The sequence below is a fragment of the Thiopseudomonas alkaliphila genome (assembly GCF_001267175.1).
Classification (GTDB): Bacteria; Pseudomonadota; Gammaproteobacteria; order Pseudomonadales; family Pseudomonadaceae; genus Oblitimonas; species Oblitimonas alkaliphila.
Genome location: NZ_CP012358.1, coordinates 941,542 through 957,281, shown reverse-complemented (window position 1 = coordinate 957,281; position 15,740 = coordinate 941,542). Strand labels below are relative to the sequence as shown.

Sequence of the window (15,740 nt, the reverse complement as noted above, 5' to 3'; positions counted from 1 at the left end):
ACTAGCGCATTGACTAGTGAATAAAAAAGTAGTCGTTAATAACAACAAGAGAGACTCTATCTATGCAAGCAGTAAAGAATAAAAAACCAGTATTTTTACTCAGCACCTTAGCCGCGGTAATGGCGATGCCGATGCTGGCGCAAGCAGCCTTGGTTGAGGACAGTAAGGCCTCAGTGCAACTGCGTAACTTTTATATGAATCGCGATTATCGGCAAAGTAATTTGCCAGGCGGGCCTCTGCATAAAGGCAAAACCCAGTCTAAGTCTGAAGACTGGGGCCAAGGCTTTATGTTTCGTTTGCAGTCGGGCTTTACCGAGGGAACAGTTGGTTTTGGCTTAGATGCTTTAGGGTTAGTGGGAATTAAACTGGATTCAGGCGGTGGTACGGGAGGCACAGGCGCGTTAGTGCGTAGCCGTCACAGCGGTAAGTCGGCCGATAGCCATGGCATCTTTGGGGTAACGGCAAAAGCCAAACTCTCTGATACAGTGCTGACTGTCGGCACCCACGAGCCTTTACTGCCGATTGCCTTTCGTAACGATACCCGTTTGTTACCGCAAACCTTTCAAGGGGCGCAGTTGGTTTCTAAAGAAGTTGAAAATCTCACCTTGACCGCCGGACAGTTTCGTAAAACCAATCTACGCGACTCTACTAATAACCAAGATATGACGATGTTTGCTGATGGCTCTAAGGGTGGGGTAGAGTCCAATCGCTTTAATTATGCTGGAGCCAGCTATCAGTTTGTACCTGGCTTAACTGGGACTTATTTCTTTGCTCAGTTAAAAGATAATTACCGTCAGCATCATGTCAACGTGCAGTACCTGACCGACTTAACCAGTGATCTGAAATTTAAAACAGATTTGCGTTACTTTAAGAGCAGTGATCAAGGTAAGACCGATGTTGATAACCGTCTAGCCAGCGGTATGTTCTCCTTAGGTTATAAAGGCCATTGGTTTGGTTTAGGTTACCAAGATGCCAGCGGTAAAACCGGAACGCCCTTTATCGGCGGCGGTACTGATCCATGGACCATGAACACCTTAACCTATCACCACTTTCTACGCGCTAAAGAAGACTCATGGCAAGCTCGTTACGACTTTAACTTTGCTGAAGTCGGTATTCCTGGGTTAAACCTTATGGCGCGTTATGTACGAGGCGATAACTTCAAAATTGGTAATAACAACGCGAAAGAGTGGGAACGCGATATTGATCTGGGCTACACCATTCAAAGCGGCCCATTAAAAGATGTCAGTCTGTTGGTGCGCAACGTGATGTATCGCGGTAGCCACACCACCAATATCGATGAAAACCGCGTAATTGTTAATTACACCGTTAATTTGTGGTAAAGCAAGCGCGCTAATAGCCTAGTGCGGGCTCGCTCGCACTAGGCTTAATACTTATAAATCAAATAATTACACGCACGTTCGTGGGCTTTTTGCCGTTTGCAAAAGGCTAAACAATGCAGGCTAAGACTTTGTGCTTAAGGTGCTTGTAAAACGTTAAAAACGCTTGTTATCGTTAACGTAAAGGTCGAGGACCTAAAGCTAATAACCAACAACAATAATCAGGGTTAGAGGGCTGCACATGTCATCAGACATTATTTTACAAACCCGAGGCTTAACCAAAGAGTTTCGGGGCTTTACCGCGGTGAATAATGTGGATCTCAGTATTCAGCAGGGCCACATCCACGCACTGATTGGTCCCAATGGGGCGGGTAAGACCACATTTTTTAACCTATTGACGCATTTTTTGCCGCCGACCCGTGGTGAGATCATTTACCAAGGCCGCGCCATTACAGGCATGAAAGCGAATCAGATTGCTAAATTAGGATTGGTCCGCTCGTTTCAGATTTCTGCGGTGTTTGGTGAGATGACGGTGCTGGAGAATGTGCGCGTCGCCTTACAGAGTAAGGTGGGTAATTCGTTTCATTTCTGGAAGTCAGAGCACAGCCTAAATCGCCTTAATGATCGCGCCATGGAATTACTTGAGGAAGTGGATCTAGGTGGCTTTGCCGATACCGTGACCAATGAATTGTCCTATGGCCGCAAGCGTGCTTTAGAGCTGGCCACCACCATGGCATTAGATCCGGTGATGCTATTACTCGATGAGCCAACTCAAGGCATGGGCCATGAGGACGTGGACATGGTGGTAGATTTAGTACGCCGCGCCGCAGTAGGGCGCACCGTATTAATGGTTGAGCATAACCTGAGTGTGGTTAGCCGTTTGTGTGATCAGATTACAGTGTTGGCCCGTGGCTCGGTGCTTGCCGAAGGCGACTACGCCACCGTTTCAGCCAATCCAGAAGTACGTGAGGCCTATCTAGGCAGTGATACCACGGGCACTGAAAACAATTCGGAGGTTAGCCCATGAGCCATCCTGCACGCCGTGAGCAATTACAAATTGAAGACCTGCATGCCTATTACGGTCAGTCGCATATTTTGCATGGGGTGAATATGGTGGTGCGCCGGGGTGAATTAGTCACTCTGTTAGGGCGCAATGGCGCAGGGCGCAGCACCACCTTACGGGCAATTATGAATATGGTCGGTAAGCGCAGTGGCTCGATCATGATTAACGGCACTGAAACCATGGGCATTGCTGCCCACTTAATTCCTCGACTGGGCGTTGGCTTTTGTCCTGAAGAGCGGGGGATTTTTGCTAGTTTGAATGTTGAAGAGAACTTATTGTTACCGCCTACGGTACGCAGTGGTGGCATGGGATTGGATGAGCTCTATGAAATGTTTCCGAACCTCTACGAGCGGCGCTTTAGTCAGGGTACGCGTCTGTCGGGAGGAGAGCAGCAAATGTTAGCTATGGCGCGCATTTTGCGCACCGGAGCCAATTTACTGTTACTGGATGAAATTACCGAGGGCTTAGCGCCAGTTATTGTGCAAAAACTAGGGGAGGTATTGGTTAAATTAAAAGAAAAAGGCCTAACCATTGTGTTGGTTGAGCAAAACTTTAGATTTGCAGCCCCCTTGGCAGATCGCCATTACTTAATGGAGCACGGCAAAATTATCGATGAAATCAGTGCAGCCGAGCTGCCCAGTAAACAGGAGTTTTTAAGTCAAAGCTTAGGGGTTTAAGCCCGATCCAAATCATTATCACTGAATGCGACAACAACAATAAAAGACGAAGGTGTTCTATGAAAGGTTTAGCAAAAGCAATTAGCGGTATTGTTGCCGCCGGTTTATTGTCCACCACTGCCCAGGCAGCCATTAGCGATAACGAGATCCGTATTGGTTACCTAGCCGATATGTCGGGTACCTACCGCGATTTATCAGGCCCCGGTGGCTTAGAAGCGGTAAAAATGGCAATTGAAGATTTTGGCGGTCAAGTGGATGGCAAAAAAATTGTGATCTTTAACGCCGATGACCTCAACAAGCCCGATGTAGGTGCCAATACCGTGCGCCAGTGGATTGATGAAAAAAATGTCGATGTGATTACCGGCTTAGCGGCTACCTCGGTGGTGATGGCGGTCAACAAAGTCGTTGAACAAGAAGATAAGTTGGCACTGATTTCTGCCTCGGCTTCCTCATCCTTAACCAACGAGTACTGCTCACCAAACCATATTCACTGGGTTTATGACACCTATGCATTGTCTAACGGCACCGCCCATGCAGTCCTTGAAGAAGGTGGCAAGAGCTGGTTTGTGTTAGCCGCTGACTACGCTTTTGGCCATTCCCTTGAACAAGATATCACTAAGGTAGTGGAATCTGAGGGCGGCACCGTGGTGGGTAAAGTACGTCATCCATTCCCGAGTAACGATTTCTCGTCGTATATCTTGCAAGCCCAAGGCTCAGGTGCTGAGGTGGTGGCCTTAGCTAACGCTGGCGCCGACTTAGTTAATGCCCTGCAAACCGCCAGTCAGTTTGGTTTAACCCAAGCGGGACAAAAGCTAGCGGGAATGGTGGTGTTTTTAAATGATGTGCATTCCATGGGCTTAGAAGTGACCCAAGATCTCATGCTAACCACCGGTTGGTATTGGGATATGAACGATGAAACCCGCGCCTGGGCGAAACGCTATTACGACCGCGTTGGCCGTATGCCCAGTATGACCCACGCCGGAATGTACTCGTCCACTTTGCATTATTTAAATGCGGTGAAAGCCACTGGATCCGATGATACGCAAACCGTACGGGCCAAAATGATTGAAACCCCAATCAACGATATGTTTGCTAAAAACGGTCAGTTACGCGAAGACGGACGCATGGTGCACGACATGTACTTAGCTCAGGTGAAAAAGCCATCGGAGTCTAAGTCGGAGTGGGATCTGTATAAAATCCTGCGCACCATTCCTGGTGATCAAGCCTATCGTCCGTTAGCCGATAGTCAGTGCAAATTGGTTAAACAGTAATCGAGCGGTAATTCAACTTTTTTGATTGATCAAGGCGCAACTGGGTCGCTGTCAGTTAGGCAGCGACCTTAAGGATTGGGTGAAAGCATGACCATGATATTTGGCATTCCCCTCAGTGTATTGCTTGGGCAACTGCTGTTGGGGTTAATTAATGGTGCCTTTTATGCACTGTTGAGTTTGGGCTTGGCCATTATTTTTGGCTTATTGCGAATTATTAACTTTGCCCATGGCGCACTCTATATGCTGGGCGCTTTTGCCAGCTTATTAAGTTTAAAGTACCTCGGTGTGAACTACTGGCTGGCGCTGTTTTTAGCCCCATTAATGGTTGGGCTAATTGGCATGGCGATTGAGCGAGGCTTGCTGCGCAAAATTGCCGGCGAAGACCATCTGTACGGGCTATTACTGACCTTTGGTCTGGCGCTGATTATTGAAGGTTTGTTCGTTAAGTTATTTGGTGTTTCGGGCAGTTCTTATCCGATGCCAGATGCACTAAAAGGCGGCTTTAATTTAGGCTTTATGTTCTTACCTAAATACCGTGCTTGGGTGATTGTAGCGGCAATCGCGGTGTGTTTAGTGACCTGGTACATGATCGAGCGAACGCGCTTAGGCTCTTATCTGCGGGCAGGTACGGAAAATCCCAAACTGATGCAAGCTTTTGGTATTAACGTGCCGTTATTAATCACCTTAACCTACGGCTATGGCGCGGCTTTGGCGGCTTTTGCTGGGGTATTAGCGGCACCGATTTATCCTGTGGCACCTGGCATGGGCGCTAACTTACTGATTGTGGTGTTTGCAGTGGTGGTGATTGGTGGTATGGGCTCGATTATGGGGGCGATTATCACCGGTTTAGGTATGGGCTTAATTGAAGGCTTAACTAAGGTGTTTTATCCGGAAGCAGCTAATACCGTGGTGTTCTTAGTGATGGTGCTGGTGCTCTTGATACGTCCAGCCGGCTTATTTGGTAAGGAGGCATAGTATGTCTGAAGTATTAAATCAGCCTGCACAGCAGCAACGGATTCGTGTCGAGCGCGAGCGTCGGCGGGCTGCTAGTCGGCGTAATAAACTGTTTTTTGCCGCCTTTGTGCTGCTGGCGTTGATTGCTCCCTTTGGCATTTATCCGGTGTTTTTAATGAAGCTATTGTGCTTTGCACTGTTTGCTTGTGCCTTTAACTTGCTGTTGGGCTATGCCGGTTTATTGTCTTTTGGCCATGCCGCGTTTTTAGCCACTGGCGGTTATATCACCGGATTTGTCTTGACTGAGTACTCGGGCTTAAGTACCGAACTGGGGATTTTAGCAGGTACTGCGGCCTCGGCTGGACTGGGCTTGATCTTTGGCGTGTTGGCGATTCGTCGGCAAGGTATTTACTTTGCCATGATCACCTTAGCCTTGGCGCAGCTGGTGTTCTTTATGTATATGCAAGCTAACTTCACCGGTGGTGAGAACGGGCTGCAGGGGGTTCCGCGTGGTCAGTTGTTCGGGCTGATTGATCTGAAGAACAATCTGAATATGTACTATTTTGTGCTGGCTGTGTTTATTGGCGGCTTCTTGTTGATTCAGCGCACCATTCATTCGCCCTATGGCCAGGTGTTAAAAGCCATTCGTGAGAATGAACCGCGGGCAGTGTCGTTGGGCTATAACGTGGATGCCCATAAATTGCTGGCGTTTGTGTTATCGGCGGCCCTAACGGGTTTAGCTGGGGCAACTAAAACCGTGGTGTTCCAGTTGGCATCGTTAACTGATGCGCACTGGCATATGTCCGGCGAGGTGATTTTGATGACCTTGCTAGGCGGTGTGGGCACGGTGTTGGGGCCATTTGTGGGCGCCAGTATTGTAGTGACCTTACAAACCTATCTAAGTAGCGGGCCTTTAGGTGATTGGGTGCACGTGATTCTTGGGGTGATCTTTGTGGTCTGTGTCCTGATGTTCAGAGCAGGCTTAGTGGGCTGGATGAGTAAGCTGATCCGTAAAAACTTTAAATAACTTTGGCGTCCTTGAGCCTTGAACTGGGGCAGCGCGGTGTGTGAACTAAGCTGCCCTGGTTCTTTTTTTGCGTGCTAATCCTTAGCTGCACAAACGCCCGCTAAAGTGGTAAAGGAGGTGTCTTTGGCGGTGAGTAAAAAATCCTGCATAAAAGGGGTGTCTAGCATATCGCTACGAATGGCCGCATACAGGGTAGAGGTTAAGCCTTTGGCCCCAAGTTTAATCGCTTTTACATAGCCTTTGCTGCTGTACTCATGCAGCGCCCAATTAGGTAGGCAACACACGCCACGGCCACTGGCAACAAGTTGCATCATCATTACCGTAAGTTCTGAAGTACGTATCGCTAGGGGTTCAATGTCAGCTTTATCTAAAAACTGGGTAAATATATCTAATCGATCCCGATCAACCGGATAGGTAATTAGGGTTTGGTCGGCTAAATCATTTGGTTCAATAAAGTTTTTTTGCGCCAGTGGGTGTTGGTTAGCCACGGCTAATAACGGCTCGTAGGTAAATAACGGAATATAACTTAAGCCGCTAATATCCATGGGATCTGAGGTGACCACTAAATCCAGATCCCCGCGAGCTAAAGCAGGCAGGGGAGCAAAAGAAAAGCCCGAGGCTAAATCTAACTCGACTTCAGGCCAAGCATCACGAAACTGATCAATGGTGGGCATTAACCATTGAAAGCAGCTATGGCATTCAATCGCCATGTGCAAACGCCCCGCAGTACCACCAATTAAACGCGCCAGATCACGCTCGGCCGCGCGCATTAAGGGCAATACTTCGTTAGCTAGTTTAAGCAAACGCAGACCAGCACTGGTAAAGCGCACCGGTTTGGTTTTACGGACAAATAAGCTGGTTTCTAGGCGTTCTTCTAATTCTTTAAATTGGTGGGAAAGGGCCGACTGGGTGAGGTGCAAACGCTCAGCCGCCTCGACCAAACTGCCGGCTTCTTTTAAGGCTTGAAGCGTTTTTAAATGACGGATTTCGAGCATGAGCATCCCTTAGGTAACAAGGTGAGGAAAACTGATGAAGGTAAGAAATGAGTTTAGATTGCCTCATTATGCGCTAAGAAACAAAAATAGCTTTATTTTGGGGATAAAAGAAGTTTTGCGTGGCTGCGTAAATTTTTGGTGTATATCCATGCGTATAGAATTTAAAACTAGACTGTGATACGACCTGAGTTATATAACGCTGAACGACCGCACGATTCACTCAATGACATGACGCCGTTAGAGTATTTAAATGCGGCATAAGCTCTCTACGAGATTGCTGTGTTATAAATGGGGTATTTACAAGATATTTATATATATGAAAATAGTTACTTGGAACTGTAATGGAGCTCTCAGACGGAAGCTTACAAATGCAGATAGCTTACAAGCAGATGTTTTGGTGGTTCAGGAATGTGAAGATCCTGCGTTATCGACTCCTGAATATAGAGACTGGGCTGGTTCATATCTGTGGGTAGGAGAATCAAAAAATCGTGGTATTGGCATTTTTCCTAGAAATGGTCATAGGGTTGAAAGATTAGATTGGAGCGGCAGTTTTTCTATCCCTAAATTGTTCAGCAAAAGTAAAGCACTGAGCTGGCGTACTGAAGAACTCCGATTGTTTCTCCCTTTCAGTATCAATAGAGATTTCACGGTGCTTGCTGTCTGGATGAAAGGGCGAAATGACGAAGTATTTGGGTATATAGGGCAACTCTGGAAATATCTTCAAATTCATCGCCAAGAACTTAGCCATAATAAAACTATTATTCTTGGCGACTTTAATAGCAGTACGCGTTGGGATAAGCCAGATCGGTGGTGGAATCATTCTGATGTAGTCAATGAGCTAAGCGAGATTGGTTTTGAAAGTCAGTATCATCGTGTCTTTAATGAAGAGCAGGGCGAAGAGACAAACCCAACATTTTTCTTGTATCGAAACCGAGAGAAAGCTCACCATATTGATTATATTTTTACTTCATCTGACTTTTCAGAAAGCTGTAATTTACAGGTCGGTTTTCATGAAGAATGGATTTCCATAAGTGACCATGTGCCGTTGACATTAATTATTAACAGCTAACAAACCACTTTTAGCGATTGGTTTTATGCCGTTTAGCGGCTTCAGACTGGCGCTTAATTTTGGCATAGACATTCAGGTCAATTGATATGCAACTAGCCATCACTATAGTCGATGCGTTTACCGATGCAGTATTTTCTGGCAATCCAGCGGCGGTGATTATTACCGAGCAGTGGCTGGCTGATGATTTAATGCAATCCATTGCAGCAGAAAATAATCTTTCAGAAACGGCGTTTGTGGTGCCAACGGGGGTGGGGTGTTACCAGATTCGTTGGTTTTCACCGTTAACCGAAATTGATTTTTGTGGGCATGCCACCTTAGCTTCCGCCTTTGTCTTGTTTAAGCAGCAACCTGAGTTAAGTGCACTCACTTTTTCTGCCCAGGCAGTGGGAGAGTTACTGGTTGAACAGGCGGCTGCAGGCGACATTAAGATGAATTTTCCTAACACCAAGCCTAGCAAATTAGAAGTTATCCCTAAGCAACTAAGCGCGGGGCTGTCTATTGCGCCCCAAGAAGTTCATTGCAATGCACAAGCTTACTTTGTGATTTATCCTACAGAGGCCGAGGTGTTAGCGGTCGAGCGCGACAATGCACAGCTCAAGCAATTAAAGCCACTGGATGTGGTGGTTACCTGCCGCTCTGAGTCGGAAAAGTACGATTTTATCTCAAGATACTTTTGGCCAGCTAATGGCGGCGATGAAGACCCAGTGACGGGATCAATCCATACTGGGTTAGCGCCATTGTGGGCTGAGCGCTTAGGCAAAAATGAACTGCTGGCTTATCAGGCCTCAGCTCGTGGTGGTGTGCTTAAGTGTTCGGTTATAGGGGATAGAGTGATTATTTCTGGTAGGGCGGTGCAGTATTTAAGTGGAACCATCAGCCTATAAGCATGAGACCTTTCTGATAGTTGCAAGCAGGTGGGCAATACTTTAGGGTTTCAAACAGTTCAGCTGTTATCAGTTAGCCACTTACTTAAGCCATTTAAAGGACAGTATTATGCGTTTACTACTTGCCATCTTTTTACCTTGGTTACAGTTTTTCACTATTGGTCGCCCCTTTGCAGGGATTATTTGTTTACTGCTGCAAATCACGTTAATTGGCTGGATTCCAGCCGCTATTTGGTCGGTTTATGCCTTAAGCCAATACAAAACAGATAAGAAAATTGAAAAAGCCTTAGGCTCGCGATAAATAGTCTCGCGATAAATCAGAGCGGTGATCTGGCTCAATAGCGACCCTTAATTAACCCAATAAGCTCTAGCTGCAGTGCCGTTATCTAATCAATAAAAGGACTATCAGTCGTAACAATTTTTAGAGGATGTTATGCATAAACTCGCATTAGCTTTAACATTGGCTGCTTGCTCACTAGCTACGGGAGTGCAGGCTGCGACGCAGTTGGCGACTGATCCTAAAGCCTTTATTCCCCAAGGGTATGTGCTGGTTGAAGAGTTGACAGGGGATTTAAATAAAGATGGGCGGCCAGATTACGTATTTATGGTAAAGGGCACTGATCCGCGGCGGGTGATTGAGCATGAGTATCGTGGCACCTTAGATCGTAACCGACGCGGACTAGTGATTGTATTTAATCGCGCCCAAGGCTATGAGCTAGCCTTAACTAATCCCGAAGTCTTTGCATCGGAAAATGAAGATGGTGGCGTATATTTTGCACCTGATTTAGAGCTAGCGATAAAGCGCGGTAATCTCTATGCCACCTATAGCCATGGGCGCTATGGCAATTGGACCTATAATTTTCGTCATCAAAATAACGACTTTGAATTGATTGGCTTTGATGTCTACTCTACGCGCGGACCCACCGTGCTTTCTGAAATAAGCATTAATTTCTCCACGAGAAAAATGCTGGAAAAAGAAAACATTCACCAAAATGAAGAAGAGTTAGAGCCGGTGTTTAAGGATACCTGGACAAACTTTAGTTTCCCCCAGCTGATCCGCTTAAGCGAGATTAAGGATATTGATGAGTTGTATTTGTTGGAGATGGTTTCTGAGGTGTCACACGACTAATAGAGGTGTTTTATTTATCTGTGATAGATAAGGAATACTTCTATTTTATAATGTTTTTAAGTTGTTTTTTAGTTGTTTTTTTCTTGCTATGAACTGGAGGTTTTATGTTTAATATTCTGCGACTATTTGTATATTGTTAACTGCTTGCGGTGCTGAGCATTTCGATTGCAATTCTGATTATGTAAAGGAGCTGATACTTAAATCCGAGTCCTCTAAGAATCTAAGACAAATACTCAAGTCACCAGGACTTCTGCACAGTGGAAAGTATTCGAGTTTAGAAGAGATTTATAAAAAATCATTGAAAATTAAAAGTAAAATTGAAAGAGTGTCTGTTGTAGAAGAAAATGAATATATGAAGAAATGTAAGGCCAATATTACACTTCAGTATAAAGATAATGTTAAATCTTACCCGTTTACTTATAAGATAGAAAAAGTTCTAGATAAAGCCGAGCCTAATGTTTATGTTTCTAGGATTAATTATGGGTAGTTTGACTATATTGGTATTATGGGAAAGGATAGGCCTTAAGCTTTAAAGTGGAATAGGTCTATTGAGAAAACTATTGTAGTAAATAGATTAGAATTATTTGTTTTGACTTTTTATTGTTTTTATGTGGCTCACTGCTCGTATATCTTAGAGTGAATAATTCACTGGGAATAAATTATAAAATGAAGATTGAAAATGAAGATTGAAGCTGCTGATAAGGAAATTCAAGATATATTCTCTCTGGGATACTTCAAAATTCCAAGATTTCAACGGCCTTATTCATGGAGTGCAGAAGAAGTAGAAAGTTTTTGGGATGATATAATACTTGAAAAGACTGAGAATTACTTTATAGGTTCAATGGTTGTTTATCAGGAGCGTAAACCATACTTTGGAATTGTTGATGGGCAGCAACGATTAACAACTATAACTTTAATTCTATCAGCAATCAGAAATGCATTTATAAAAATAGGAGAGGAGAATTTAGCGAAAGGTGTGCATAAGTATGTTGAAAAGGCAAATATAGATAATGAAGATGAGTTTATATTAAGGTCTGAAACATCATTCCCTTATCTTCAGAGTCATATTCAAAGTTTTGATGGGTATAGTGTTCCAGGTGAGGCAGGGGTTGAAGAGAAAAAATTAGAAGTTGCATTCGAGCTTATTAATGGAAAGCTATATTCAATAATACCTGAGGTCTACTCAGATGAATCAAAACAGATTTCACTGTTACCTGATGAGAGTAGTATAGTTAAAGAGCTTAAAGGAATTAGAGATAAAGTTCTATCGCTAAAGCTTGTTTTTATTCAGCTGGATAATGAAGATGATGCTTACTTAATATTTGAGACTTTAAATGCAAGAGGTAGAGACTTAGCGACTTCAGATTTGGTTAAGAATCTTTTTTTGAAAAATATAAAAAGTAAAAGTACTTCTATAGATAAGTCAAAGGAGTTGTGGAATAGCTTAGTAAAAGTGTTTGATGACTTTGGTGAAACGAGTATTATTGATAGTTTTTTAGTTCACTACTGGTGCTCGGTAGTTAGCTATTGCACTGATAAGAGACTGTTCTCTGAAATTAAGACTTATGTATCTGATTCATCTGAGATTGCGGAAGAGCTGTTATCAGACCTAGCAAATACTGCGCCATATTATGCAGCGCTGATGCATCCTGAAGAATCGAGTTGGACTAGAGAAGAGGTACCTGTTAAATTGTCATTGAAAGCTCTTAATTTGTTTAAGGTTAAACAGCAAACTGCGATGACTTTAGCATTGCTTAGATCGTATAGGAGTGGTTATATTTCTCTAAGAAATCTTACAAGTGCACTATCAAAAATAGAAGCATTTCATTATTGTTTTAATGCAATAACTTCGCAGAGATCCTCTGGAACTATAGCATCAAATTATTCCAGACTTGCTATCGAATTAACTAGAGCAAGAACTAATGATGAAGTTCAAGTTGTACTTAATGATCTTAAGATTTTTTTATGCTCAAGGCTTCCTGAAATGGATGAATTTGTTGTAAAGTTTTCAGAGCTAGAGTACACATCTACAAAAACAAAAAATAAAGCGATCGTTAAATATACGCTGTCTAAGTTATTTAACTCAAGCTGTAGTGGATTACCAATAGATTTTGAGAGCTCGACAATAGAACATATACTTTCTGAGTCAACCTTGAAGGTTTGTGGTGAGGCAAAAGTAGCTAGCATAGGCAATCTAATTCTTTTAGATAAGGTAACAAACTCTGAAGAATTATCTAATTTGCCACCTGAAAAAAAGTTTAAGATACTTAAGGATAAGAATTATCCAATGAGACAAATTTTTCTTGATTGTGAGTTATGGACTGATGAAGAGATAACAAGGCGAACTAGATTGATGGCAGAGTCAATTTACTGCTCTTTACGTAAGCTAATTATATAAAGACTTGTAGTTTTATAGTTGGCTATGAGTAAAAATATATTTAAATTTATTGGGGCACTAAGTTTTAGCTAGATTAAGCTTTAAAAGTTAATTTTCTATTTTAATGACGAAAAAGCTTCTAGATGAGCAATTACTCATCGCTCTGGTTAAGCATTAACTGATCTAGCAGTTGCTGATTGTTAACGGCCGATCCCCAAGTATCTGAATGTACTAACTGGGTTAAAGGCAGGCGCGAGCGCCAGCCTTTACTAGCAAGCTCGGGTTGCTCGAGAAACTCACTGACATAGCCTAAACACAAGTAAGCCAAAGGGTAGACCGATTCTGGCAGTTGTAAAATAGTAGCTAGCTGCTGGGGATCTAAAATACTAACCCAACCTACGCCAATGCCCTCGGCACGGGCCGCTAGCCACAGATTTTGCACCGCTAAGCAACTGCTAAACAGATCCATCTCCATCACCGAGTTGCGCCCTAAGACATGGGGGCCGCCTCGGCTGCGATCGCAGGTAATACAAAGGTTAATCGGGCTATCAAGAATCCCTTGCAGCTTTAAGCTTTGATAGTGTTGCCGACGCTCGCCTTGATAATTAGCGGCTGCTTTAGCATTTTCTTGATTAAAGCTAGCCAAGACTTGCTGGCGAATGGCAGGGCTTTCAATCAGCACAAAATCCCACGGCTGCATAAAACCAACCGAAGGTGCGTGGTGCGCCGCCTTAAGTAAACGCGCTAAAACTGAAGGAGGAATTGGATCGGCTAAAAACTGCGAGCGCACATCGCGGCGCTCATAGATGGCGCGATAGACCCCAGCTAATTGCTCGGCAGTAAAGGGGCGATTAACCTCAGACATGCAAGAGTCCTTGCGGGTTAGGATTAAGCTTTAAGACTTGATACAACCACTGGGTATCTAAGTGCTGATCAATCAGATCGGCTAAGCGATCTAACTCCTTTAAACGATGTTGCTGATAATCCACGGCGGCTCCCGGTTGGCTTAAACCGGCCCAGTCTAACAAAGCCTCTGCCACCTGCGGCTGTTCAAATAAACCGTGCACTGCACAGCCCGCTACTTGCTGATCTAAACTAAGAACGCCCTCGGCTTGGCCATTCAGCTGTAACAGCGGTGCGTCCAATGCGCTACCCTGCAGACTGCCTTGCACTAGGCGATACCCGCTGCAGGCTAATCCTGCATGCTGGGGCAAGCACAGATTGCCCTGTACGCTTTCTAGGCTGGTGATACGGGCAAGCTGCGTATGCAAAGCAACTAAGCCTAAGCCCTGTTCGGTCTGTGGTTGGCTTGCTGCGCCATAACTAAGGGATTGGCCTAGGAGCGGAAAACTGCTGCCCAAAGCCAAGAGTTTGCCGCCATAGCGCAGATGCCGCTGAATGGCCGTTAGCCAACCGTGCTGCTTAAGCCAAGCTAAGGTAGCGATCGGGTTTTGGCTGCCGGGTAAAATGATTAAATCCGCAGCAGGTATTTCGGCTGGGTGATGGCTAAAGCATACATCCAGCGCTGGGTGTAAGCGCAGGGGATCGAATTCATTGTGTTGCGTCATGCGTGGCACTAAAGGAATCAGCAGCTTAAATGTGGCCTTAGCAGAGTGCTGGCTGCTGGCTAATCCGTCTTCAGCATCCAATAACAAATTGGTTAAGTAGGGCAGCACGCCAATGACCGGCTTATGAGTATGTTGGCTTAGCCAGTCTAAGCCTGGCTGTAAGAGAGCGAGATCACCACGAAAACGGTTAATCAGTAAGCCTTGGGTACGTGCTTGTTCGCTGGGGCTAAGTAGCGCTAACGTACCAACCAATTGTGCCAACACGCCGCCCCGATCAATATCGCCGACCAATAATACTGGGCAGTCGGCGGCTTCGGCAAAGCCCATATTGGCAATATCATGGTGGCGTAAATTAATTTCGGCGGGGCTGCCAGCACCTTCGGCAATAATCACCTGATAGCGCTCACTTAATGCCTGCCAAGCCGCCATCACCGACTGCATGGCATGGGCTTTATAAGCGTGATAATCCACCGCATTCAGCTGGGCATAATGTCGCCCGCGAATCAGCACCTCAGCTCCACAATCGGTATGCGGCTTGAGCAAGACTGGATTCATATCACTGTGCGGCTCGATTCCACAGGCGAGCGCCTGTAATGCCGTCGAGCGCGCAATTTCACCGCCATCACAGGTAGGGGCGCTATTGAGCGCCATATTTTGCGGCTTAAACGGAGCTACCGAAACTCCTTGACGAGCTAACCAACGGCACAGGGCCGCGACCACTGTGGTTTTGCCCGCATCTGAGGTGGTGCCTTGCACCATCAGTGTGGTCATTTACAGCTCAATCCCTTTTTGCGCCTTAATTCCTTGGTCTTTAAACGCATGCTTGAGGGCACGCATATCGGTCACGGTATCTGCTAACTCGATCAGCTCGGGTGGTGCATTGCGACCGGTAACAATCACATGCTGCATAGCTGGGCGCGCTTGCAGATCATCCAGCACGCGGTCAAGATCCAGGTACTGATATTTCAGGGCGATATTTAGCTCATCAAGCAGTAGTAAATCGTAACTTGGGTCTTGCAGCATCTTGGCTACTACCTCCCACGCGGCGCTGGCGGCGGCCATATCTTGTTCGCGATCTTGGGTATCCCAGGTATAGCCTTGGCCCATCACATGGTAATCGACATTGGCTAACTGACTAAAAAAAGCCTGCTCGCCTGTACTAAAAGCCCCTTTAATAAATTGTACGATGCCTACTTTCATGCCGTGGCCCAGCGCTCTGGCGACCATACCAAAGCCCGAGCTACTTTTGCCTTTGCCTGGCCCCGTTAAGACCAAGAGAATGCCTTGTTCTTTTTGCGCTTGGGCAATCCGTTGCTGCATAATTTTTTGTTTAATCGCCATACGTTGTGCATGGCGTTCAGGGTTGCTGTTGCGAGACATGGGTTGCTC

The 15,740-nt window shown here is 45.2% G+C and carries 15 protein-coding genes; 11 read left to right on the top strand and 4 right to left on the bottom strand.

All coding sequences use genetic code 11. From position 1 onward, the window contains the following. Positions 1–62: 62 nt before the first annotated feature. The 6 genes from AKN87_RS04625 to AKN87_RS04600 all read left to right on the top strand — a co-directional run bounded on the left by AKN87_RS04625 (position 63) and on the right by AKN87_RS04600 (position 6,329). Positions 63–1,340 (top strand): OprD family porin, encoded by a 1,278-nt coding sequence (locus tag AKN87_RS04625; protein ID WP_064502515.1) that lies wholly within the window; start codon positions 63–65, stop codon positions 1,338–1,340. A 238-nt stretch (positions 1,341–1,578) separates the two neighbouring features. Continuing rightward, complete coding sequence (locus AKN87_RS04620) at positions 1,579–2,364, top strand: ABC transporter ATP-binding protein (RefSeq protein ID WP_053099867.1); 786 nt, start codon at positions 1,579–1,581, stop codon at positions 2,362–2,364. Beyond that, a complete protein-coding gene (locus AKN87_RS04615; RefSeq protein WP_053099866.1) occupies positions 2,361–3,077 on the top strand; it encodes an ABC transporter ATP-binding protein in 717 nt (238 codons plus the stop codon). Before AKN87_RS04620 ends, AKN87_RS04615 begins: the two co-directional genes overlap by 4 nt. A 59-nt stretch (positions 3,078–3,136) precedes the next feature. After that, positions 3,137–4,348, top strand: coding sequence for an ABC transporter substrate-binding protein (locus AKN87_RS04610; RefSeq protein WP_053099865.1), 1,212 nt, complete (start codon positions 3,137–3,139; stop codon positions 4,346–4,348). 87 nt (positions 4,349–4,435) lie between these two features. Continuing rightward, entirely contained in the window at positions 4,436–5,323 is an 888-nt protein-coding gene (locus AKN87_RS04605; RefSeq protein WP_053099864.1) for a branched-chain amino acid ABC transporter permease, read from the top strand. A 1-nt stretch (position 5,324) separates the two neighbouring features. After that, positions 5,325–6,329, top strand: a complete 1,005-nt coding sequence (locus AKN87_RS04600) for a branched-chain amino acid ABC transporter permease (protein ID WP_053102632.1) — start codon at positions 5,325–5,327, stop codon at positions 6,327–6,329. Between the two features lie 74 nt (positions 6,330–6,403). Here the strand turns inward: AKN87_RS04600 and metR are convergent, their stop codons facing one another. Then, the gene (gene metR, locus AKN87_RS04595; protein ID WP_053102631.1) at positions 6,404–7,324 is read right to left on the bottom strand and encodes a transcriptional regulator MetR; all 921 of its coding nucleotides are present in this window, start codon (positions 7,322–7,324) and stop codon (positions 6,404–6,406) included. 316 nt (positions 7,325–7,640) lie between these two features. Between metR and AKN87_RS04590 the strand changes: the two genes are divergently transcribed. From AKN87_RS04590 to AKN87_RS04565, 5 genes are all read left to right on the top strand, one after another. Beyond that, entirely contained in the window at positions 7,641–8,393 is a 753-nt protein-coding gene (locus AKN87_RS04590; RefSeq protein WP_053103625.1) for an endonuclease/exonuclease/phosphatase family protein, read from the top strand. 86 nt (positions 8,394–8,479) lie between these two features. Continuing rightward, positions 8,480–9,277 (top strand): PhzF family phenazine biosynthesis protein, encoded by a 798-nt coding sequence (locus AKN87_RS04585; RefSeq protein WP_053102630.1) that lies wholly within the window; start codon positions 8,480–8,482, stop codon positions 9,275–9,277. A gap of 109 nt (positions 9,278–9,386) precedes the next feature. Then, positions 9,387–9,578 carry a YqaE/Pmp3 family membrane protein gene (locus AKN87_RS04580; protein ID WP_053102629.1) on the top strand — a complete coding sequence of 64 codons (192 nt, stop codon included), beginning with the start codon at positions 9,387–9,389 and terminating at the stop codon, positions 9,576–9,578. Positions 9,579–9,710: 132 nt separating this feature from the next. Then, positions 9,711–10,406, top strand: coding sequence for a hypothetical protein (locus tag AKN87_RS04575; RefSeq protein WP_053102628.1), 696 nt, complete (start codon positions 9,711–9,713; stop codon positions 10,404–10,406). A gap of 679 nt (positions 10,407–11,085) precedes the next feature. Next, positions 11,086–12,804 carry a DUF262 domain-containing protein gene (locus AKN87_RS04565; protein WP_053102626.1) on the top strand — a complete coding sequence of 573 codons (1,719 nt, stop codon included), beginning with the start codon at positions 11,086–11,088 and terminating at the stop codon, positions 12,802–12,804. A 130-nt stretch (positions 12,805–12,934) separates the two neighbouring features. On the opposite strand, the gene bluB is transcribed toward AKN87_RS04565, so the two are convergent. Genes bluB through cobO form a run of 3 tightly spaced genes read right to left on the bottom strand, consistent with a single transcriptional unit; the run spans position 12,935 to position 15,731 of the window. Beyond that, positions 12,935–13,648, bottom strand: coding sequence for a 5,6-dimethylbenzimidazole synthase (gene bluB, locus AKN87_RS04560; protein WP_053102625.1), 714 nt, complete (start codon positions 13,646–13,648; stop codon positions 12,935–12,937). Further along, positions 13,641–15,122, bottom strand: coding sequence for a cobyric acid synthase (locus AKN87_RS04555; protein ID WP_053102624.1), 1,482 nt, complete (start codon positions 15,120–15,122; stop codon positions 13,641–13,643). Before AKN87_RS04555 ends, bluB begins: the two co-directional genes overlap by 8 nt. Then, positions 15,123–15,731 (bottom strand): cob(I)yrinic acid a,c-diamide adenosyltransferase, encoded by a 609-nt coding sequence (cobO, locus tag AKN87_RS04550; protein WP_053102623.1) that lies wholly within the window; start codon positions 15,729–15,731, stop codon positions 15,123–15,125. Between the last annotated feature and the right edge of the window lie 9 nt (positions 15,732–15,740).